Origin of the sequence: Bradyrhizobium sp. STM 3561 (assembly GCF_045571455.1) — a bacterium.
In the GTDB taxonomy this organism is placed as follows: domain Bacteria; phylum Pseudomonadota; class Alphaproteobacteria; order Rhizobiales; family Xanthobacteraceae; genus Bradyrhizobium; species Bradyrhizobium vignae.
The window spans coordinates 3,323,667-3,343,935 of the sequence record NZ_CP120695.1; the positions used below are offsets into that span (position 1 = coordinate 3,323,667).

Annotated in this window: 18 protein-coding genes and 3 pseudogenes; 15 read left to right on the forward strand and 6 right to left on the reverse strand. The window is 62.2% G+C overall.

Annotation, left to right across the window (positions count from 1 at the left end; genetic code table 11):
* Positions 1-325: 325 nt before the first annotated feature.
* The 8 genes and pseudogenes from P6U28_RS15580 to P6U28_RS15615 form a co-directional block, all read left to right on the forward strand.
* Positions 326-772 (forward strand): annotated as a pseudogene (locus P6U28_RS15580) (YbaK/EbsC family protein); the annotation flags it as partial.
* 222 nt (positions 773-994) lie between these two features.
* Positions 995-1,831 (forward strand): N-acyl homoserine lactonase family protein, encoded by an 837-nt coding sequence (locus tag P6U28_RS15585; protein WP_407122670.1) that lies wholly within the window; start codon positions 995-997, stop codon positions 1,829-1,831.
* A 102-nt stretch (positions 1,832-1,933) separates the two neighbouring features.
* Positions 1,934-2,875 carry an ABC transporter ATP-binding protein gene (locus P6U28_RS15590; RefSeq protein WP_129146337.1) on the forward strand — a complete coding sequence of 314 codons (942 nt, stop codon included), beginning with the start codon at positions 1,934-1,936 and terminating at the stop codon, positions 2,873-2,875.
* Complete coding sequence (locus P6U28_RS15595) at positions 2,872-3,573, forward strand: ABC transporter permease (RefSeq protein WP_407122671.1); 702 nt, start codon at positions 2,872-2,874, stop codon at positions 3,571-3,573. The genes P6U28_RS15590 and P6U28_RS15595 overlap by 4 nt, the downstream gene beginning before the upstream one ends.
* 13 nt (positions 3,574-3,586) lie before the next feature.
* Positions 3,587-5,185 carry a Gldg family protein gene (locus P6U28_RS15600; protein ID WP_407122672.1) on the forward strand — a complete coding sequence of 533 codons (1,599 nt, stop codon included), beginning with the start codon at positions 3,587-3,589 and terminating at the stop codon, positions 5,183-5,185.
* Entirely contained in the window at positions 5,182-6,246 is a 1,065-nt protein-coding gene (locus tag P6U28_RS15605; RefSeq protein ID WP_129146340.1) for a DUF4340 domain-containing protein, read from the forward strand. The genes P6U28_RS15600 and P6U28_RS15605 overlap by 4 nt, the downstream gene beginning before the upstream one ends.
* Positions 6,243-7,334, forward strand: a complete 1,092-nt coding sequence (locus P6U28_RS15610; RefSeq protein WP_245509724.1) for a HupE/UreJ family protein — start codon at positions 6,243-6,245, stop codon at positions 7,332-7,334. Before P6U28_RS15605 ends, P6U28_RS15610 begins: the two co-directional genes overlap by 4 nt.
* 597 nt (positions 7,335-7,931) lie before the next feature.
* Positions 7,932-9,131, forward strand: coding sequence for an IS256 family transposase (locus P6U28_RS15615; protein WP_407121051.1), 1,200 nt, complete (start codon positions 7,932-7,934; stop codon positions 9,129-9,131).
* Between the two features lie 708 nt (positions 9,132-9,839).
* Here the strand turns inward: P6U28_RS15615 and P6U28_RS15620 are convergent.
* Together P6U28_RS15620 and P6U28_RS15625 are read right to left on the reverse strand one after the other, a co-directional pair.
* Positions 9,840-9,992, reverse strand: coding sequence for a hypothetical protein (locus tag P6U28_RS15620; protein WP_407122673.1), 153 nt, complete (start codon positions 9,990-9,992; stop codon positions 9,840-9,842).
* Between the two features lie 467 nt (positions 9,993-10,459).
* Positions 10,460-10,612: a hypothetical protein gene (locus P6U28_RS15625; RefSeq protein ID WP_407122675.1), complete on the reverse strand. Its 153-nt coding sequence runs from the start codon at positions 10,610-10,612 to the stop codon at positions 10,460-10,462.
* Here P6U28_RS15625 and rpoH point away from each other — a divergent pair.
* The 3 genes and pseudogenes from rpoH (at position 10,611) to groL (ending at position 13,612) form a co-directional block, all read left to right on the forward strand.
* Positions 10,611-11,573 (forward strand): RNA polymerase sigma factor RpoH, encoded by a 963-nt coding sequence (gene rpoH, locus P6U28_RS15630; RefSeq protein WP_407122676.1) that lies wholly within the window; start codon positions 10,611-10,613, stop codon positions 11,571-11,573. The two genes, P6U28_RS15625 and rpoH, sit on opposite strands and share 2 nt — an antisense overlap.
* Positions 11,574-11,639: 66 nt before the next feature.
* Positions 11,640-11,877 (forward strand): annotated as a pseudogene (locus P6U28_RS15635) (co-chaperone GroES).
* A 97-nt stretch (positions 11,878-11,974) separates the two neighbouring features.
* Positions 11,975-13,612 carry a chaperonin GroEL gene (groL, locus tag P6U28_RS15640; protein ID WP_407122678.1) on the forward strand — a complete coding sequence of 546 codons (1,638 nt, stop codon included), beginning with the start codon at positions 11,975-11,977 and terminating at the stop codon, positions 13,610-13,612.
* Positions 13,613-13,789: 177 nt separating this feature from the next.
* On the opposite strand, the gene P6U28_RS15645 is transcribed toward groL, so the two are convergent.
* Positions 13,790-14,011, reverse strand: coding sequence for a hypothetical protein (locus tag P6U28_RS15645; RefSeq protein WP_407122679.1), 222 nt, complete (start codon positions 14,009-14,011; stop codon positions 13,790-13,792).
* 219 nt (positions 14,012-14,230) lie between these two features.
* On the opposite strand from P6U28_RS15645, the gene P6U28_RS15650 reads away from it, so the two are divergent.
* The 4 genes and pseudogenes from P6U28_RS15650 to P6U28_RS15665 all read left to right on the forward strand — a co-directional run.
* Positions 14,231-14,656: an Hsp20/alpha crystallin family protein gene (locus P6U28_RS15650; protein ID WP_407122681.1), complete on the forward strand. Its 426-nt coding sequence runs from the start codon at positions 14,231-14,233 to the stop codon at positions 14,654-14,656.
* Positions 14,657-14,723: 67 nt separating this feature from the next.
* The gene (locus tag P6U28_RS15655; RefSeq protein WP_407122683.1) at positions 14,724-15,122 is read left to right on the forward strand and encodes an Hsp20/alpha crystallin family protein; all 399 of its coding nucleotides are present in this window, start codon (positions 14,724-14,726) and stop codon (positions 15,120-15,122) included.
* A gap of 28 nt (positions 15,123-15,150) precedes the next feature.
* Positions 15,151-15,924: a DUF1194 domain-containing protein gene (locus P6U28_RS15660; protein WP_407122684.1), complete on the forward strand. Its 774-nt coding sequence runs from the start codon at positions 15,151-15,153 to the stop codon at positions 15,922-15,924.
* A 738-nt stretch (positions 15,925-16,662) separates the two neighbouring features.
* A pseudogene (locus P6U28_RS15665) lies at positions 16,663-17,114 on the forward strand (urea carboxylase-associated family protein); the annotation flags it as partial.
* Positions 17,115-17,200: 86 nt separating this feature from the next.
* On the opposite strand, the gene P6U28_RS15670 reads toward P6U28_RS15665, so the two are convergent.
* From P6U28_RS15670 to P6U28_RS15680, 3 genes are read right to left on the reverse strand one after another with little or no spacing between them, the layout of a single operon-like run.
* Positions 17,201-17,938 (reverse strand): substrate-binding periplasmic protein, encoded by a 738-nt coding sequence (locus P6U28_RS15670; protein WP_407122685.1) that lies wholly within the window; start codon positions 17,936-17,938, stop codon positions 17,201-17,203.
* A gap of 35 nt (positions 17,939-17,973) precedes the next feature.
* A complete protein-coding gene (locus P6U28_RS15675) occupies positions 17,974-18,309 on the reverse strand; it encodes a c-type cytochrome (protein WP_407122686.1) in 336 nt (111 codons plus the stop codon).
* A gap of 56 nt (positions 18,310-18,365) precedes the next feature.
* The gene (locus P6U28_RS15680; RefSeq protein WP_407122687.1) at positions 18,366-20,102 is read right to left on the reverse strand and encodes a pyrroloquinoline quinone-dependent dehydrogenase; all 1,737 of its coding nucleotides are present in this window, start codon (positions 20,100-20,102) and stop codon (positions 18,366-18,368) included.
* Positions 20,103-20,269 lie beyond the last annotated feature (167 nt).

Consider the following 20,269-nt stretch of genomic DNA (forward strand, 5'->3'; position numbering starts at 1 on the left):
CCCCTCGTATTTGGAAACCGGCGGTGACGAGCATTTTGCGAATTGTCATCCTCGCTCGGACCGTCGCTGGTCGTGACCATCATGTGTGTTGCGCCATGCGGGGGCGGGTGCACAGCGCCCTGCCCTTGTCGGACAGCAGCCGCTCGATCACCGGTTTGGGTTCGATTCCATTGAAAAGTACGGCAGTAATCCGGTGTATTGGCGCCAGCGCCGATGTTGCGGCCAGGCGAAGTGATAGGACATTACTGGGACCTGGTTGGCCGCTACATCCACACCGCCCTCGCTTCTCTCCTCGCAACGACGGTCTAGACATCGCTAATGTCCAAAGCCACCTCGCGCAACGCACGCGCTCGCGGTCGCCGGCGTTGCCTTCGCCGTTCTCACCGACGACTACGATCCCCACACCGAGAGCATCGGACTGCAGACTCGGCGAGGATCCTGCGCGTATTGAAGACGCTGAAGGCGGTGGTTGACAGGAAGCCGGTCCGAGTCATCGTCCCCCGACCAGGAATTCTCGATCAAGAAGCTCGCCGCTGCCGGCGGTGGCAAGTCGGCGCAGATGAAGCCGCCTGAGGCGGAATGCGTTGCCGGCTTCGAGATCGGCGGGATCAGCCCTTTCGGGCAGCGAAACCTCGTGCGCACCGTGGTCGAGCAGAGCGCGCTTGGGCAGGAGCAGGTCTATATCAATGGCGGTCAACGCGGCTTGCGGTTGCGGCTCAACCAGCCGATGCGCGACGTTCTGAAGGCAGTCGTGGCTGGCGTGGTCGCCTGAGCAGGTCGGGGTCGTCAGTGGGACGATTGCGCCGCACAAAAATGTCAGGCCTTGCGCAGCTTATTTTTATTCGCCCGCTCGCGTGTATTGAGACCTGCACAGCCGCATTAGACTATGGTAGGATGCTACATCCGCTGAAAAAAGCGCGTCGAAAACAGGGAGGACGACATGCGGGCGACTGCGTTAAAAGTCCTTGGCTCGCTGGCCGCAGGACTTTTTTTTATGTCGGCTGCCGCGCTGGCCGCTGAACCGCCAAAGGAGATGAAGCTCTACGTCTTCTCTTCGGGGGCGCTCAATCTCGACAAGTCGATCATTCAGAACGGCAGTAGCGGCAAGGTCCAGATCCCCGTCGGCTTCTTCCTGATCCGCCATCCCAAGGGCGACGTCCTGTTCGATTGCGGCAACAACGACCGCATCATCAAGGACCCCGATTATTGGGGCCCGTTCGTCAAGGCGCTTGATCCGGGCCGTTCGCCCGATATCGCCATCGACGCGCAGCTCGCCAAGATCAACGTGAAGCCGTCCGACATCAAATATGTCATCCTCGGCCATTTCCACGTCGATCACGCCGGCAACATCGGCAAGTTCCTGGATTCGACCTTCGTGTTCCAGCGCGACGAGATCAGGAATGCATTCTGGCCGGCGCCGGGCTATGCCACCTTTTTCATCTCCGACGACTTCAACATGCTGCGTAACAGCGTCGGCGGCGGCATGCCAGCCAAGTACAAGACCATCGAGCTCGAGGGTGATCTCGACCTGTTCGGCGACAACAGCGTCTTCATCCACCGGACCGTATCGCACACGCCGGGAAGCCAGATCCTGGTGGTGCGCCTGCCAAAGACGGGCACGGTCGTGCTGACCAGCGACGCCGTCTATCTCCAGGAGAATCTGGACAAGAACATCCTGCCGAGCATCGGCAGCGTCTATGATCCCGTCGGCATGCTCGATGCCTACGCCTGGGTGAAGCGGGTTCGCGACACCGAGGGCGCAGACATCATCTATGCCCACGACCCCGATGTGTTCAAGGCGCACAAGCACTCGCCTGAATTCTACGAGTGATTGGTCGCTGCCGCCGCACGCGCCGTCATCCCGGGCCTTCGCGCCCGGGATTTTGCGCGGTAGGCTTGGGCGGTGTTCGCTAGAGGGGTGTGTAGAGTCTCCATGCTTCGGGCTGTCTCTCCGGTCGTTCTCGCCGAGCGCGTGACAAAGTGGTACGGTCCGCGGCGTGCCGTCGCCGACGTCTCCTTTGCGATCGCGCCGGGCGAGATCGTCGGACTGCTCGGGCCGAATGGCTCCGGCAAGAGCACGATCTTCCGCATGCTTACGGGCTATCTGGTGCCGACCTCGGGACGCCTCGAGGTCGCCGGTCACGACGTGGTGGAAGATTCCCTCGGCGTACGTCGCGTCATCAGCTATGTGCCGGAAGACGCGCCGCTCTACGACCACATGCGGGTCGGCGAGTTCCTGCATTTCATGGCCGGTCTCAAGGGATTGCATGGACCGAAGGCGCGGGCGGCGGTCGACGAGGCCACCGAGCGGCTCGATCTTGCGCGCGTCATGAAGCTGACGACGGGCAAACTGTCGCGCGGCTTCCGCCAGCGCGTCTCGATCGCACAGGCGCTTTTGGGCGATCCAAGAGTTCTGGTGCTGGACGAGCCGACCAGCGGGCTCGATCCGCACCAGGTAATCGCCGTGCGCGACCTGATCCAGTCGCTGGCCGGACGCCACACCGTGCTGCTGGCCTCGCACGTCCTGCCCGAGATCGAGAAGATCGCCTCGCGCGTGATGATCCTGCTCGACGGCGTGCTGTTGACGTCTGACGCACTCAAGCATGTCGCGCAGGACCTGACGTTGCGCCTGTCGGTGGACGCGGCCGAGGATGTCGTGCGTGATGCGACGAAGACAGTTGCCGGCGTGCGCGAGGTCGTCGCAGACGGTGTGGGACGCTTCCTCGTCAGGGCGGAGCGACGTCGCTCGCTTGCGGCCGACCTGGTCTCTGCGCTGGTCGCAGCGCAAATCCAGGTGCGCGAGCTGACCGAAGCGCGTCCCGATCTCGAACGGGTGTTTCTCGATCTCACCCGGCGACCGGAGGTGGCCGCATGAGAAGCTTTGCGGTGCTGCTGGGTAAGGAAACGACGGCGCTGTTCTCCTCGCCGATCGCCTATGTGCTGATGACGGTGTTCCTGCTGATCATGGGCTACAGCTTCACGCTCACGCTGTTCCTCAGCCATCAGCCCAGCATGGTGCACATCTTCTTCCAGATGTTCGTGCTGTTCATGCTGACCGCGCCGCTGGTCACGATGCGGCTGTTCGCCGAGGAACGCAAGCTGAAGACACTGGAGGTTCTCCTGACCGCCCCGGTCTCCGAGTTTGCGATCGTGCTGGCGAAGTTCCTGGCCGCGATGAGCCTGATCATCGTCATGCTCATGCTGTCCGGGGCCTACGCGGCCGCGCTCGCCTGGTTCGGCGATCCTGATTTCGGGCCGATCTATAGTGGCTATTTCGGCCTCTTACTGTTCGGATCGGCGCTGGTCGGCACAGGGCTATTGACCTCGGCAGTGACGGCCAACCAGGTGATCGCGGCGCTGATCTCGCTCAGCATGTTTCTCCTGCTCTGGATCATCGACAATTTCGGTTGGCTTCTGCCGAGCCCCGCGGACACGCTCGTGGTGAACCTGTCGCTCTCGGTGCATTTCCGTCCCTTTGCCGTCGGCTCGATCTATCTGTCCGATGTGGGTTTCTTCCTCAGCGTCACCCTGCTGATGCTGCTGTTGACGGTCCGCGCCCTGGCACGGCGATGAGAGGCGCAAGGCGATGAGCGGATCGGCCAGATCGAACATCGCGCTCCTCATCCCGGCAGCCGGCGCCATCGTCTGCGGAGCGCTCGGCTTCGCCGGGCTCGGCGAGACGGCATCGAACAGCCTCCTGTTCGCCGCCTGCTTTCTCGCCCTGCTCGCGCTATTCATGCTGGCGATTCGGCTTCCCCTGCGCCGCGGGGGCTCGCGCGGGTCGGGCTGGCTCGCGAACGCATCGATCGTTGTCGCCGCGGTGGCGGCCGTGATCGGCGCCAATGTTGCACTCTACCGCCACGACGTGCATTTCGACGTTAGCCGGGAAGCGCGCAATACGCCGCCGCAACAGCTCACCGACGTGATCGCACAATTGCGAACGCCGCTCGCGCTGACCTATTTCTACAATACGAGCGATGCCAACGCGATCGCTCTCCGTGACCTCGTTCAGGCCGCCGCGCGCAACCATCCGCTGCTCGCGTTCCGCGCCATTGATCCCGACAAGGAGCCGGGCCTTGCCCGCGATCTCGGCGTGCGGGCCTACAATACGGCGGTGCTGCAAGCCGAGGACCGCAAGGTCCTGGTCGAAAACGTCATCGATCCCGCTCGCATCGGCTATGCGGCATTGCGCGTGCTGCGCAAGCGCGTGGAGACCGTCTGCTTCGTCACCGGCCACGGCGAGACGTTCCGGCCGCTGCCCTCGCATTTTCATTTCAGCCATGTCGAGACCCTGAAGGGCCACGAGACGCCCGGCGCTAGCGACGTGCTGGAAACGGCGCCCGAAGCGCTAGACCGGTTGCTGCTGGCCCTGAACCAGATCGGCTTTGAGATGCGCGAGCTGGTCACAGCGGCGGGGTCCAGCATTCCGCCCGACTGCTCGGTCGTTGCCGATATCGGCCCGCGTACGGCTTTCACCGCTGACGAGGCGACGCTGCTCGGCGACTATGTCAAAGGCGGGGGCAGGCTTCTGCTGCTGATCGATCCGCTATCGCAGGTCGAGGGTGATTTCGAGCGGCTGCTCCTCAAGCCAGTGGGATTATCGAGCGAGGCTGCGATCGTCATCGATCCCCTCAATCATTTCCGCACCGATGCGGACAAGATCGCCGTGCCCTATTATGCGCCGCATCCGATCACGAAGCGTCTTGCGCTCACCGTGTTTCCGCAGGCGCGGCCGATTGCGGTGGCGCAGCCGCCGTCCGGGATCAGCCTTATCGTGCTGGCCGCGAGCAGCCAGGACAGTTATTTGCGTCCGCCCAAAGCGGTCGTAGCAAGGGACGAGGAAGCGCCGAACGCACGGCGGAGCGCGCAGCCGCTCGCGGTTGCGCTCGAAGGAAGCTGGCCGGGCGCAGCGCCGGGCAAGCACTTCCGTCTTATCGTGGCCGGCACCAGCAAGGTCGCGAGCAACGAATATTTCCCCTACGTCTCCAATGGCGAGCTGTCGCTGGCCATGCTGCGTTGGCTCGCCGAGGATGACGCGATGCCGAGCGTCGCACCGCAGACGCTCAAGCTGCCGGAGATCGTGTTGACCAGCACTCAGATGCGCGACACTTTCATCGTGCTGGAGGTGCTGCTGCCGCTGAGCACCGCGCTGTTCGGCGTTGCGATGTGGTGGAGGCGACGTTGACGGACGAGGTGGCCACGCGCGGGATGACCCGATGGCTGACGCCACTGCTCGCTATGTGCCTGGCGGCGCTGTTGGGTATCCTGATCGCCAGCGGACAATGGCCGGAGCTGCGCAGCAAGGTCGCATTCGCACCGAAGGGTCTCGCGATCATCGCGCCCGGCGACGCGCGGCGGCTGGAGATCCGTTCGGACAGCGGCAGCAGTGTCGTCCTGCTTCGCAAGGGTGGTGCGTGGACGATCGAGGGGGTGGATGGCGCCGTGCCGTCCGAACTTCGATCGCATCTCGAAACGGCGCTGCGGCTTGTCACCGTCAGCGAGCCCGCGCGCGAACTCTCAGCCACGGAACTCACGGCGGCGAGCTTCGCCGCATTCGGCCTTGATCCACCCGCAACTGTTGCCGTGATCGAGACGGCCGATGGCTCGACGACGTCCGTGAACGTGGGCACGCTCAATCCGGCGAGCACCTCTCATTATGTCCGGATCGCCGGACGTCCCGCGGTCTATCTGATGCCGCGCCACGTCGGCGAGGAGTGGCGGGTCACGCTCGACATGGCGCGCCGCCTACGTGGCCCGACCGGGCCGGACGCGGCAAGCCGCGGCAAGAGCCTGTTGCTGCCGGTATCGATGGCGCAGGTCTGGGCGCTCGAGATCGTCTTTGCCGGCAAGCTCACTCGCTTCGAACGCGACGCCGCCGGAAACTGGTTCCGCCATCTCGGCCAGCACAATCATGCCGCCGGCAACGTCGTGCACGTCGCCGATCCCGAACAGGCGCGCATTATCGACGCGGCGCTGCGCGCGTTCGATGCTGCCGCGGTCGAGACCCGCGTCGGACCGGCCGGTCCGTCGCAGCTCGCCCGCTACGGGCTCAACCTGCCGAGCCTGATCCTGCTGGCCTTTGCGCGCGATGCGGCTGCGCCGCTGGCGAGGCTAGAGTTCGGCGCGTCCGCTGACAGTCTCGACCGCTACGCTCGTCTCGCGCCCGATGGCGCGGTGGTCACCGTGGCCGAGTTCGAGATGCGCCGCTTGACGGAGCTGCTCCGCGCGGTCGGAGCGGGATCGTGAGCTTGCTCCGCCTCCTGCTGCTCGGCGTGGTCCTGCTCAGCTTCGGCGAGCCGGCGTGCGCGCATCAGGTCAATCTCTCCACGGCGCGCGTGGCGCTGGCCGCCGACGGCAGCGTGACTGTCGAGGTTGCGCTCAAGGGCAGCGACGTCGACCGGCTCGTCGGCACGAAGATCTATGACGTAAAGGAAGACGCCGTCGATCAGGGCGCGGTCGATGCAGCCGCCGCATTGATCCTTTCCTATCTGCAGACGCATCTCGCCGTGACTGGCGCCGACGGCACGGCCTGCACCGCCGGAACAGCGGCGCTTCTGGCCGACGGCGACGGCGTCATCTATCGCAACAGCTTTGTCTGCGCAGGCGTCGCCGGCGACATCGTCTATCGCTCCACAGCGCTGACCGAGAAGGATCCGAACGCGCGCCAGGTGGTGCTGGTCGCGCAGGGCAAGTCCGAGGCGCAGGCGCTGCTCGATGCCGGCAATACCACCGTCACGCTCTCGGCCCCGGCGCCGCCGCTGGGGTCGACGATGCAGCGCTATCTTCTCACCGGCGTCGAGCACATCTTCCTCGGCTATGATCACATCGCATTCCTGATCGCTGTCGTGCTGTGGGCGCGCCGACTCATTCCGGTGATCAAGATCGTCACGGCCTTCACCATCGCCCATTCGATCACGCTGTCGCTGGCGGCGCTGGAGCTCGTTGTGATCCCGAGCCGCGTCGCGGAGCCAGCGATCGCGGCCTCGATTATGTTCGTCGCCGTTGAGAACTTCTTCTCGCGCGACATAGACAGGCGCTGGCGCGTGGCCTTCCTGTTCGGGCTGATCCATGGCCTCGGCTTTGCTGGCGCGCTTCATGAAGTCGGCCTGCCGAAGAATGCGATCGTGCCGGCGCTTGCCGCCTTCAATATCGGCGTCGAAATCGGCCAGGTCGCGATCGTCGCGATCGTACTCCCGGTGCTCGGCCTGTTCGACCGGCTGATCACGACTGACCGCGCCAAGCCAATGAGGGCGACTGGGCTGGTCTATGCAGTTTCCGCGGTAATCAGCCTGCTCGGCGGCTACTGGCTTTTCGTGCGCATGGTCGAGGCCTGAGGCCTCGCGGATTCATCGTCCCGAGTATTCTGGCGATTGGTGCCCGGCGGCAGCACGGCAGGGAGGCGGGCCCAGCGGATTTGAGCTCGCCCGCGAGGGCGCGGAGACAGCGGGACCAGAAGCCGAGCATCCTGGATCAAGCAGCGTAGTGTTCATGCCGTCCTCGTGTGATCCGCAACATATGCCCGCCCATCAGGTCGAGCACGTCAGAATTAGGTCTGTTTCATCCTGTCAATCGTAGACTCGGGCACCCCTGCGAAATTGTTCGCCAGCAAATAGTTTGGGCTCGACCGCACCCAGCGGTCGAGGTCGATCTCCTCGAACTTGCCATTATCCCACGTCTGTACGCATGCGGGAGAAGGCCGCCCAATTTCCCTGCATGGTCGGATCATCGACCACATATCGACCTTGGTGCTCGAGATATCGAACCGCGCCAACAGCGGTCGTGTCCCGAGGAGTGGTGTAGCTGATTAGCAAAGCCGCTCGCGAAGCGCGCCCTCAATAGCGCCGTAGCGAGCGAGCGGCTTTGCGGGTGGTCACCGATGATCGTCGGTAAGGTTTGGATTGCGACAGCCAACCTGATTCGAGGAACCACCGATGACCGACGACATGATGAACCTGCGCACGCTCGTAGAGAAGACCCCCGATGCAGATCTCTTGCGCGAGATGATCGGCTTTGCCGCCCACCGGCTGATGGAGCTGGAGGTCGAGGGCCTGACCGGGGCCGCGTACGGCGAGAAGAGCCAGGAACGGCAGGTCCAGCGCAACGGCTACCGCGACCGGAGCTGGGAGACCCGCGCCGGCACCGTCGAGCTGCGCATTCCCAAGCTGCGCAAAGGCTCCTACTTCCCGGGCTTCCTCGAGCCGCGGCGGATGGCCGAGAAGGCGCTCACCGCCGTGGTGCAGGAGGCCTACGTGCAGGGCGTCTCCACCCGCTCGGTCGACGATCTGGTGCAGGCGATGGGCATGAGCGGGATCTCCAAGAGCCAGGTGTCGCGGCTGTGCGGCGAGATCGACGACAAGGTGAAGGCCTTCCTCAACCGCCCGATCGAGGGCGACTGGCCCTATCTGTGGATCGACGCGACCTACGTGAAGGTGCGCCAGAACGGGCGCATCGTCTCGGTCGCGGTGATCATCGCGGTGGGAGTCAACAGCGATGGCCGCCGCGAGGTGCTCGGCATGGATATCGGTCCGTCAGAGGCCGAGACGTTCTGGACGGCGTTCCTGCGCAAGCTGGCGCGGCGGGGCCTGCGCGGCGTCAAGCTCGTCGTCTCCGACGCCCATGAGGGCATCAAGGCGACCGTCAGCAAGGTGCTCAACGCCTCTTGGCAACGCTGCCGCGTGCACTTCATGCGCAACGCGCTGGCGCATGCCGGCAAGAGCGGCCGGCGCGTCGTCTCCGCCTTCATCGCCACCGCCTTTGCCCAGGACGACGCCGAGGCAGCACGGGCGCAATGGCGGCGCATCGCCGACCAGCTCCGCCCCAAGCTGCCGAAGCTCGCCGCCTTCCTCGACGAGGCCGAGACCGACGTGCTGGCCTATATGAGCTTCCCGGCCGCGCACCGCGCCAAGCTGCACTCGACCAATCCGCTCGAACGGGTCAACGGCGAGATCAAGCGCCGAACCGAAGTGGTTGGCATCTTCCCGAATGAGGACGCCATCACTCGCCTGATCGGTGCCATCCTGCTCGAACAGAACGACGAGTGGACGGTTCAACGCGGCCGCTACATGACACTGGAAACCATCGCCCCGTTGGGCGATGATCCCGCCGTCAGCTTCCCGGCAATCGCCAGCTGACCGATCCGGCCCATGCCGGCGAACGTGGTGACCCGCACTCAGCTACACCACGCCACGGGACACGATCCCAACAGCGGCCGTACCGTCGCTGTTGGCCCATACCGCGAGGCATCCTGTGTGACGGAGCGTGAACGTCAGACAATCCCCAACCAAACAGCAAACGAGACGCCGACGTCAGCGGAGGCGATTCACTTCGTCAACAAGTCATCCCAAAGCGTTGGTGGCTCGGGAGCTCACCAAGGACCATACGGATATCCGTAATATGCAGGCGCATAGCCGCCATACCCGGGCACGGCATAGGCACCGCAATTGTAATATTCCCCGTAACCGGGCTCAGGGCAGCCACGATCATAATACCATGGCGCATACCCACCGTAGTATCCGTAGCCAGGTCCCCACGCGTATGCGGACGAAGCGAGACCACCGATCACGGCTCCCGCAATTAGTCCGCCGGCCAGAGCGGGGCCAAATCCGCCGCGCCAGCCGCCGCCGTGCCAACCCCTCGTGCGAATCCACCATGGAAACCGGGGCCATGAAAACCACTGCCGCCGAACCCGCCGCGTGCAGAAGCCCCCGTCGGCGCGAGGGCGATGGCGGCGAACAAGATAAGAGCTTTTCTGATCATCGAAACCTCCCTGAGTTCAGGGGACACTTCAACGTAAACGCCATGAAAGAACACCTCCGCGGGTTTTCCGGTAGGTTTGCCGGTTACTGCCGTGGACCAGGGAAGGGCACCACGTCGCCGTCCGCCGCCCGGATCACTTCCTTGGCCATCCGCATCGGGTCGAACCCAAGATTTGCGACCGCCTCGGCCACGCCCTGCCGCTCCAGCTCGGCGACGATCGCCTCAGCCACCTTCATCAGTCTGAGCCACTGCCGGCAATGCCAACGCTTGTTCGAAGCAAAACAGCTCACGACTTGCCCAATCTGCCGAAGCACCGACCTGGAAACGATCGACGATCTCGTGGAATCAGCGCTTCAGCAGGCGCTGGATCGGAAGGGAGGAGATCACATTCATTCGCGATCCCGCGCGTCGATCGGCATTTGCCGGGATGGGGCCATTGCGCGCCCTCCTGCGATACTGAACGAGGGCGGCAATTTGCGCGGCCGTTACGGCTGGCCGGGAACAATTTTCGACTGTTTGCGTTCTGTGGACGCCTCACCTGCCTGCGGACGCCTGCAAGGGTCCAGCAACGCAGGGGCGGCAAGCTCGTACCCATCTTGCTCTTGGAGGATATGGATATGGGACACATTGCAACGCTTTTCCGGCGATCCAACCTGGTCCTCATCCGCTTGGTCCGCACAGTCCGTGGTGCCGACACGGGCCGTTATTTCGCGCAAGCGAAAGCCGATTTGACGAAGTCGCTCTCGAAGTTGCACAGCAAGCTCAGATCCCTTGCGAGCAAGCTGGCCGCTAAAACGACCGCCAGCTCTTCATAAGCTTCGCGCGTGCAATTCGGAAAGAATGGAGCGATCGTCATGTCGGCTATCGCAACCCTGCCGTCTGTCTCCGCAGAGGGGGGCCTCTCTCGCTACCTTGTCGAAATACGGAAATTTCCGCTGCTGACAGCCGCCGAGGAGGCCGCCTGTGCCAAGCGGTGGCGGGATCACGGAGACCGAGAGGCCGCCTACCGTCTGGTCACCAGCCATCTCAGGCTGGCCGCGAAGATCGCCATGCAATATCGCCGCTACGGTCTTCCCATCGCTGACCTCGTTTCAGAAGCCAACTTTGGCTTGATGCAGGCGGTCAAGCGGTTCGACCCGGCCTTGGGCTTCCGGTTGACCACGTATGCGGTCTGGTGGATCAAGGCGTCGGTCCAGGAATATATCCTGCGGTCATGGTCATTGGTGAAAATGGGCACCACGGCTGCCCAGAAAAAACTCTTCTTCAAGCTCGGCCGCCTCAAGAACAGGATCGCAGCCGGTGATGAAGCCGATCTCCGCCCGGACCAGGTCAGCTATATCGCCGAAGAGCTCAAGGTGAGCCCACCGGAAGTGGTCGAGATGAACCAGCGCATCCGCGGGGATGCTTCGCTCAACCTGACGATCAGTGAAGACGAGACGACGGAAGAATGGCAGGACCGACTCCTCGACCCTTCGCCCGATCCGGAGAGTGCCCTGACGAATGCTGACGAGTCTCGGCGTCGGCAGGCTGCGCTGTCAGAGGCACTCAATGCGCTGTCTGCGCGGGAACGCACAATCCTCGAAGCACGATATCTCGCCGATGAGCCGAAGACGCTCGACGACCTCGCGCAACAATTTCGCGTCTCGCGGGAGCGCATCCGCCAGATCGAGCAGCGCGCTTTCGAGCGGGTCAAGCGCGCGGTCCGTGCTCGGATTGCCGATGGTGCTGCTCCGGATCTCGCCGATGCCCAATCCAGGGGTGCACAACTCGCGGCCGGAGGCCAGCCCTTGAAAATCACAGCTGTCAAACTCAGTTGATTTAGCGGCTGGGCCTCTCCAGCCACAGCAGCTAGCACCGGGAGGTGGGAAGAAGGCGTCAGGAGGTTGCGTCCGCTGCACGATCGCGTGCTAGTTAAGTGTTGAGGCCGACGAGAAGTCGCATGGCGGGATCATCACTCCCGACACCGCGAGAAAGAAACCGCAACAGGACGAAGTAGTCGCGGCCGGTCCGGGCGGCCGGGGGTCAATCCGGAAAGCTCACGCCGATCGATATCAAAGTCGGTGATCGCTTCTCTTTGGCAACTGGTCCGGATCGGACATGACGCTCGACGGGACAGAGTAGCTGATCATGATGTCTTGGGCGTGCTGACAGGTGGCGGAAGGGCAAGGAAGGCTGCCTGATCACGGTGAGGAATAGGATTCTTCGGGAGGAAGGAACGATGAGCGCAAAGGAGGTTCGATTTTCGAGTGACGCCCGCGAGAAAATGCTCCACGGCGTCGATGTTCTCGCCAATGCCGTCAAGGTGACACTAGGACCGAAGGGCCGCAACGTCGTGCTTGAAAAGAGCTTCGGCGCCCCCCGGATCACCAAGGACGGGGTGACGGTAGCCAAGGAGATTGAGCTCGAAGACAAGTTCGAGAACATGGGAGCTCAGATGGTTCGCGAGGTCGCATCAAGGACTTCGGACCAGGCGGGCGACGGCACGACGACCGCCACCGTGCTCGCGCACGCGATTGTGCGCGAAGGCGCGAAGGCCGTTGCCGCCGGCATGAACCCCATGGATCTCAAGCGGGGAATTGATCTTGCCGTCGACGCGGTCGTTGAGGAGCTGAAGAAGAACTCGAAGAAGCTCTCCTCCAACGAGGAGATCGCCCAGGTCGCCACCATCTCTGCCAATGGCGACAAGGAGATCGGCCGCTTTTTGGCCGATGCGATGAAAAAGGTCGGAAACGAAGGCGTCATCACCGCCGAAGAAGCCAAATCGCTCGAGACCGAACTCGAGGTCGTCGAGGGGATGCAGTTCGATCGTGGCTATATCTCTCCGTATTTCGTGACCAATACCGAGAAAATGCGGGTCGAGCTCGACGATCCTTACATTTTGATTCACGAAAAGAAGCTCTCGGGTCTCCAGCCCATGCTGCCTTTGCTAGAGGCAGTGGTTCAAAGCGGCAAGCCCCTGCTGATCATCGCCGAAGATGTGGAAGGCGAGGCCCTGGCGACGCTGGTCGTCAACAGGCTGCGCGCCGGATTGAAGATTGCTGCAGTCAAGGCGCCAGGTTTTGGTGACCGTCGCAAGGCTATGCTGCAGGACATCGCGGTCCTTACCGCCGGCAATTTCATCAGCGAAGACCTTGGCACCAAGCTTGAGAAGGTTACGCTTCAAATGCTCGGACGTGCCAAGAAGGTCATGATCGACAAGGACAATACGACGATCGTGAGTGGCGCCGGCAAAAAATCCGAGATTGAAGCACGGGTCAAGCAGATCAAGACCGAGATTGAAGATACCACCTCCGACTATGACCGCGAGAAGCTACAGGAGCGCCTGGCGAAGCTCGCCGGAGGCGTCGCTGTGATCCGGGTGGGCGGCGCGACCGAAGTCGAGGTCAAGGAGCGCAAGGATCGCGTCGACGACGCCATGCATGCAACGCGCGCGGCGGTCGAAGAAGGTATCCTCCCCGGCGGCGGGGTTGCGCTACTGCGCGCGACCTCTGCGCTGTCGAAGCTGAAGCCGGCCAACGAGGATCAGCGGCATGGCGTAGAAACGGTGAAACGGGCAATCACCTGGCCTGCGCGGCAGATTGCGGAGAATGCGGGCGAAGAGGCATCGCTCGTGCTCGGCAAAGTCCTCGAGAACAAGGAGTATGCCTTCGGCTTCGATGCGCAGACCGGAGAGTACGGCAACCTGTTCGCGAAAGGGATCATCGATCCGACCAAGGTCGTCAGGTCGGCGCTGCAGGACGCCGCATCCATCGCAGCTCTGTTGATCACGACCGAGGCGATGGTCGCTGATGCTCCCAAGAAAAAGGATGGGGCCGGCCACGGCGCATCCGCCAGCGCCGGCGAAATGGCCCTTTAGAGGAAACAGCATGCCGATAAGGGCGCTTGTCCAGGAGAGAACACCGCGCACCTTCTTTCTCCCAGGTGGTCTTACGCCCATTTGCTAGTGGATTCGTAAGTGCAGCTGGAAGTCGAATGCTTTATTTTCAACGCCAAGGTTCCTGCCTCGAACGCACGGCTTCTGGTGGCCGCGAGCTCATGACCGCTTGAATGCTGGATCATCCAGCGCTCTTCCGAACGCGGCAAGCATTGCCGCCGCGTCGTGGTCTCCGCGATCATCAAGAACGTGGTGAAGCAGCTCAGCACGCTCCCGGAATGCGGGCAGAAGCGCCGAATCGCGTTCGCACAGAACTCCTGCAATGCAGAGAGCGAGGGCTTCCGTCCCCATTTTGACCTGAGCCAATGAGTCTGCAGTCATATCTCATTCCTCCCGATGGATTTGCCTGGGCGAGAGGCCGCAAGCGGCCTTACGGCCGGTGCAAGTGCGAAAGTCCGCTATTGGTACCAAAATTTTCTCCTAGCAGTTCAGCGATAGCACTTGCCTCTTGAAAGTGCCAAAGACCAACCCAGATCAAAGTACAGAGGGGCGACCGTGATGCCTTCCTCGCCCCGCCAACAAATACTGTGGGGTTCAAACATGATCATGGGATTTGCTGATCCGTTCGACACGCTACTCAACCTTCAACGCTCCCTTGACGCGACCCTGGCCAACGACTGGCTCCAAGATTTGACTGCCAGCCGCGGCCCCTTCCCGCCAATCAACATTTTTCAGCAGGGCGACGACATCCTGGCCATCGTCGAACTGGCGGGTATTAAGAAGGATGACCTGCAAATTCAGGCCAAGGAAAACTCGATACGCATCTTCGGCAGAAAAACGGTCGAATACCCCGGGGAAGTGAGCCTGCACCGGCAGGAACGCGTCTCTGGCGAGTTCGATCGGACGATGTCATTCCCGGTGCAAATCGAGCCGGATGGAATCAAGGCCGAGTATCGGGATGGCATCTTGGCGCTATTCCTTCCGCGTGCGGAAAGTGACAAGCCGCGCACCATCAAGATCGCTTGAACCGCAATGACCAATGACCATCCCTCACTCGCCCAAATCTGCAGCAAGGCGTTCTAGGAGGCACAACATGGCTTCGAAACGGGAACTACAGCTGGCACAAAAGCGCGAGCTGGAGAAGAAGGAAGAGACCACTGTCCCGGCCCGCATATTCGTGCCGAATGCTGACATTTACGAGACGAAGGACGGGCTCAACGTAGTCCTCGAAATGCCCGGAGTCGAAAAGAACAGTGTCGACATCCGGGTCGAGGATGGTGTGCTCAAGGTCGATGGGAAGCTTGACTTCTCCAAGTACCAGGGCCTGCAGCCCCTCTATACCGAGTACAATGTCGGCCACTTTTCAAGGAGCTTCCGCCTTTCAAACAAGATCGACCAAGGCAAGATCGCTGCTGATCTCCAGGACGGCGTGCTCTCGCTCATGCTGCCGTTCGCCGAGAAAGCCAAGCCGCGCTCTATTCAGGTGAATTGAGAGCAAGCCATGGAGCGGCCGCGCGCCGGTGCCTTCCAGCGGCGCGCGGCAGGTGCTGACCATCATCCCTCGAGCCGCCGCGTCGGTCGACCTCGAACTCGTGATCGCCGTCGATGTCTCCTATTCCATGGATCTGGACGAACTTGCCGTGCAGCGCGAAGGTTACGCGCAGGCGATCGTCTCGAAAGAGTTTCTTCAGACGATGAAGAATGGTCCGACCAGCAAGGTGGCCGTGACCTATTTCGAGTGGTCGGCATCGAGCGACCAGAGGATCATCATTCCCTGGCGGGTGATCGACGGCCCGGAATCGGCCGATGCGGTTGCCGACGAAATCATGAAGGCGCCCGTTCGCCGCGGCTCGCGCACCTCGATCTCCGGGGCGATCGCATTCGCGATGCCGCTGTTCGATGAAAATCCCTATCACGGATTGCGGTGGGTCATCGACATTTCCGGCGATGGTCCGAACAATAATGGCGAGCCGGTCGCCGGCGTGCGTGAATCGGCGCTGGCGAAGGGTATTACCATCAACGGCCTGCCGATCATGGTGAAGGAGCCGTCTCAATCGAGCATGGATATCGAGAATCTCGATTGGTATTACGAGGACTGCGTGATCGGTGGACCGGGCTCCTTCGTCGTATCGATCAAGGACCGCGACAAGTTCAAGGAGGCGATCCGGGCCAAGCTCGTGCTTGAGGTGGCGGGCCGGACGCCGGAGCATCGGCTCGTACCGGTCGCGGAGAAAGAGCCGCGGGTGCCCTGCAATATCGGCGAGAAGATGTGGCAGGAGCGCTGGGGACGGTGAAGCCCGCTGAACATCGATCAGAGACTCGACTGCGGAGTTGTCGATGCGGCAGACCCTTGGTCGAGAGCACATGGTGTTGCTAAGGTCGGTAGCCCGTCTCATCCATCGACGGGTGCGTCGCCGAGCGCTCTCCTGCCAATCCGGGATTTTTTTCGACGGTTGACTTCCGCTGTTGTGCCCGCGGGCGAAGTCGCAGGATGTCCGCTGTCACGTTGGCTAACGGATGACGAGGGGACCTGTTCTGCTCAATTTGAGTTTTTCCGCTCGTGACCCTGGGTGCGTGAAAACGACGAGTCAGATGGAGTGGCCCTTCGCGACATATTGCACCGCCACCAGACCTCGGTCGCGAACGGGGCATACCGGAAGTCGACGGACAGCCGAGTGTTGCAGATGGCGACGCTCGTGACCCAGAGGCGACCTGCAAGGGCCAGAGCCATCGGGCCAACGGCACTGCGGCGAAATCGCCCGAGGGTGTGATGCCGAAGGCTGGCACTCCTTTGGGCGCGAGGGCTGTTTGAGACGAAGTTGAACGTCGAGACATCAGTGACCATCATCGAATGAGAATTCCGGCTGCCGCGGCGCATGCCACACGGCTAGACGCGCTCGTCCTTCATCGTTGCCCTCCAGTTGCTTTCGCAGCGATGCGATAGATTGTTTCTGTCAGGGTCGAGGGACAAGCTGTAAGTGATCAGCTGTCCTTTTGCCGAGTTGATCCGAGGTCGAAATAAGTCGTCAAAGATCCCATGTGCACCCGCGGACGCAGCGTTACGCCGTGCCGCCAAACCAACAATCGTGATCCGGCCAACACAATGCCCAGGCTCGATATGTCTGTGCTGGAATCGGCACGGCGCACGATGGCCAAAGCGCACGAAGTCGTGGTACCCCCGCGCGATGCCCGAGCATTTCGCGTGTCACGCGGCCAATTCTTCCGGATCCAGGTCGGTGACCTCAAATCTTTGGAATCCGGACGATCTCTCCGAGCGCTTCTTCAGCGGCAAGACGGGAGCCCTTCACGGAACCCACGTCGGCACTGGCGACCGATTATGGAGCACCAGCCTTTCTCTTAGACTGACCATTAGTCATGACACGCTGAGCTGGTACGGCCGGGATTCGGACGGCGCCCGCATCCACGACGTCATCGGCACGCGCTGTGATCGTATACGAATCTCTTACTGAGTGGCACTGGCTACGATTTTTGGTGGCAGCACCAAGGGCAGTCGCATCGGCGATGTCGCCTTGTCCGTTGCTCCGCCAGTTTTTGCGCCGGGAGCCCTGATCATTTCGGCGACTGCAATTCGACATTGTAGTGCGCGTAGATCCGCGCGAGGGTGCCGTCGGCGAGCAATGTTTCAAGGGCTCCATTGAGCCCCTGCGTGAGCTTCTCGTCTGGGCTGACCATTCCAACAGCGACATTCCAGTTCAAGTCGGGATCGTCTTCGAAAGCAGGAATGCGGCGCACGTGCGCATCGGGATGAACTTGGTTGAACCAACCAATTGCGGCGGGTGTAACCGCCGCGGCGTCGATCTCGTTCTTGGCAAGCGCGTCCATGATTTCATCCTCGAAGACAAACGGTGAGGTCTGCACGCCTCGCTTGCTGAGTGTCATGGAGGCGATCGAGCCGACCTGTACCCCGACACGCTGGCCTGGCCTCAAATCTGCGAGTGACGCTGCCCCGGAGGCGGCGCGCACGGCCAACGCGACCCCGCTGCGCTGATAGGGCCGCGACATGCGCAATCCCACCTCCGCCAGCGCCGCCGGGTGCGCGATCGCATCCATGACGATGTCGCAGTCCGCGCGGCGGTACTGCAAGCTGTTGACCACCCAGTTCTGCTCCAGCGCGACCTTCAACTGCTTCGCCAACTCCCGGGCGATCTCGACCTGGAATCCGGGGTCGACATCGCGCTTGCTGGCAAACGGCAACGCATTGGGGTGTGCGCAAAGCGTGAGCGCGCCGCGTGTACGAATCGCCTCCAGCGAGCGCGCGCCGGCATCGGTGGCTCCGAGCAGGATCAAAAGACTTGCGAAAACGGCCTGGCGCATCTCCGGCCTCATTCCTCCAGACCTCGGATGTAGGCCAGGATCGCCATGATCTGGCTCTCCGAAAAGGCGCCTCCGAAGGCGGGCATGGCACCGGGCTTGCCCTTCTTGATCCGCTCCACGATAAAATCGTCGCTGCGCGCCGTGCCCGCGAGCTTCGGCCCTTTGCCGGCGGCGCGGCCGCCGTTTTCGTGGCAGAAGCCGCACGAGGTCGCGAACATCGTCCCGCCCTCGATATCGGTTTCGCGGGCCGATTGATCCTGCTTGGGAGCCTGGCTCTCCTGCGCGTAGAGGCCGGTGGGCAATGACAACGCAATGCCGGCGATGAGAAGAATCGACTTCAACATTGGCATCTGGACCGCAGAGGCAGGGGCGACTGCGCCCCGCCTCTCCCCCACCATTCTTATTGCTTCAGCGTGAAGACAACGAGCGCACCGGCGTCCTTCGGCATGCTCGTAAAGGGTTCGCCGAAAAGGGCCGGGAACTCGTCCGCCACCATGCCGCCCCAACCGGCCGGCACTGCGATGTATTGCTTGCCGCCGGCGCTGTAGCTGATGATGCCGCCATTGTGACCGACGCCATTGAAATGAGACCACAGTTCCTGTCCGGTCTCCGCATTGTAGGCGCGCAGCACACCACGCGAGTCAGGTACGAACACCAGATTGCCCGCTGTCGCAAGCACGCTCGCCAGCGGAGGCTCGTCGAAATTGACCTCCCATTTCTTCGCACCAGTCACGGGATCACGTGCATCAAGATGACCGCGCGCCGCTCCGTCTGGCGGCGGAACGAGCTTGAAATTCGCGCCGATATTGAGCTGCGCCATCGGCTCGGTGATTGGCGTGGTCTTTATCACGTCCACATCCATGCACCATTCCTGCGCGAGCTTATACCACAGGCCTGTCTTCGGGCTGTAGGCGCCAGAGTTCCAGCTGACGCCGCCGGCGATCGCCGGACAGAGCGGCTCGCTCGCTTTCCCGAGAGACAGATCGCGCCGGCCGATCAGTTCGCCGGTTTTCGAATCGATATCCTTGACGAAGTTGATATTCTTCGCGATCCGCCACACGTTCTGCACCTTCCCATTGGCGCGGTCGTAGACGAACACAAAGCCACCCTTGTTGGGATGCACGACGAGCTTGCGACCGTCGCGGTCGATCATCACGAACTCACCGACCGCAGAGTCGAAGTCCCACGCATCGTGTGGCAGCTCCTGGTGGTAGAACTTCAGCTTGCCGGTATCAGGATCAAGCGCGATGACCGAGGTAGTATAGAGGTTGGTGCCTGGCCGCGGTCCGCTGTTCTTCCAGTCCGTGCCAGACCAGTCGTAAAGCGGTGCAGGATTGGCCGTTCCCCACCAGATGGTGTTGGTTTCAGGATCGTAGGTGCCGGGCATCCATGCGCCACCCCCGCCGGTGCGCCAAGATTCATTGCCCCAGGTGGCCTTGGCGTCTTCGGTGCCGGCGACGGTGAAGAATTCCCATTTCTTCTTGCCCGTCTTGATATCGACTCCGAACAGCGGACCGCGCGAGGTCCATTCGCCGCCCTGGCTGCCGATGATGACGGTGTCCTTCACCACCAGCGGCGCGCCCGTGAAGCCGACCGTGAGCTTCTTTGAGTCGACCAGGCGTGTGTTCCACACCTCCTTGCCAGTTTTCATGTCGAGCGCAATGAGATGCCCGTCGACGGTGCCGACGAAAACCTTGCCGTCGCCAAGCGCGACGCCGCGATTGTATGGTGAGTGCGTCTGCATCGCGACGAGTTCCTCGTCGAGCTGCGGGAAGTGCGACCAGATCATCTTCCCAGTTGCGCCGTCCAGCGCGTAGACGCGACTATAGGAACCCGAATAATACAGCACGCCATCGGCTGCGAGCGGCATCGACTGCAGACCGCGCGTGGAGCGCCCGGGCATATGGATCCAGGCGACTTCAAGGTTTTGAACGTTACCAGCATTGATCTGATCGAGTCCGCTGTAGTGATACGATTTGTAGCCGCCGTGATAGGTCAACCAATCGTTTGGATCCTGCTCGGCCGCCTCGATGCGAGCGGCATTGATCTCTGACGGCGCGATCGCCCAAGCTGGTGATGCAGCAGCCATCGCGGCAAGTGCGGCAACACAGGTAAGGCGCCTGGTACTGACTGTCATTGTTGTCCCTCCCTTATCGTATCGCGGGAACTACATCCAATATGCAGTCTGCTGCGGCCTTTGCCGAAGCGGCCTCATCCGTGCAGCTCGACTCCTGACCTCGGCGAGGGGTGCAGACACCAGTCGGTGATCGCCGCGACCGAATGCATTGCGTTCAGCAGCGCCGT